This is a genomic window from Streptomyces sp. NRRL WC-3742, from assembly GCF_000720635.1.
Classification (GTDB): Bacteria; Actinomycetota; Actinomycetes; order Streptomycetales; family Streptomycetaceae; genus Kitasatospora.
This window is the reverse complement of sequence record NZ_JOCF01000172.1, coordinates 1-880: the sequence shown is the minus strand read 5'-3', so window position 1 is coordinate 880 and position 880 is coordinate 1. Positions and strand designations below refer to the sequence as shown.

At 76.0% G+C, this 880-nt stretch carries 2 protein-coding genes; both read right to left on the bottom strand.

Features of this window, described 5'->3' with window-relative positions; translation table 11 throughout:
* Positions 1 to 293: sulfurtransferase TusA family protein (locus tag IH61_RS0139895; protein WP_051838791.1), on the bottom strand; the 293-nt coding region annotated here is incomplete at its 3' end.
* A 43-nt stretch (positions 294 to 336) separates the two neighbouring features.
* The gene (locus IH61_RS49855; protein WP_051838790.1) at positions 337 to 828 is read right to left on the bottom strand and encodes a MarR family winged helix-turn-helix transcriptional regulator; all 492 of its coding nucleotides are present in this window, start codon (positions 826 to 828) and stop codon (positions 337 to 339) included.
* Between the last annotated feature and the right edge of the window lie 52 nt (positions 829 to 880).

Below are 880 nucleotides of genomic sequence, written 5' to 3'. Positions count from 1 at the left end.
GCCGCCGGGGGGGGGGGGTCCGGGGGGCGTTGGGGGGGGGGGGGGAGGGGGGCGGAGGTGAGGCGCAGCCCGTAGACCTCGTAGGACTCGGCGGGGTGGGGGAGGGGGCCGAGGTAGGTGTGGCCGGTGAGGTGGCACCAGGCGGGCAGGTCGAGCGGGGCGGCCGGGTCGGTGGTGCGGATGTGGACGACGGCGCCGGCGGGCAGGTGGGCGATCCGGGCGCGCAGGCGCAGCAGGAGTTGGACGCAGAGCAGGCCCGTGCCGTCGACGGTGAGGTCGGGGGTGTCGGTCATGCTGTGGCCCTTCGTGGTGGTGCGGGTGCGTCGAAGGATCAGCCTAGGAGGCGCCTGGGATGCGGCGGGTGTCGGGGGCGGTGCCGCCGGTGCGGGTGAGGAGGGTGGTGAGGCGGTCGAGGTCCTCGGGGCTCCAGGTGGTGGCGGCGAAGTGGTCGGCGGCGACCTGGCGGGCGGTGCGGAGCATCTCGGCGAGGCGTTCGCGGCCGGTGGGGGTGAGGGCGGCGTAGGCGACGCGGGCGTCGCGGGCGGCGGCCTCGCGGGAGACCAGGCCGATGCGTTCGAGGGGGGCGAGGCCCCGGGTGACGCCGGAGGCGGTGAGGCCGAGGGCTTCGGCGAGGTCGACGCGGCGCATCCGGCCGCCGGGGGCCTGGCCGAGGTGGAGCAGCATCGTGAAGTCGGAGAGGCTGACGCCGTGCAGGCCGCCGAGGGTGGCGTCGAAGCGCTTGACCAGGGCGGCCTGGGCGCGGACGAGCCGGAGGGCGGTGTCGAGCGGGTCGGGGGTCTCGCCGGGGGCAGGGGTCGGGATTGTCATTGCCACCTCCTTGACTGCTCAAGTATAGGCCAGGGCTGAGCCGTCAAGGAGG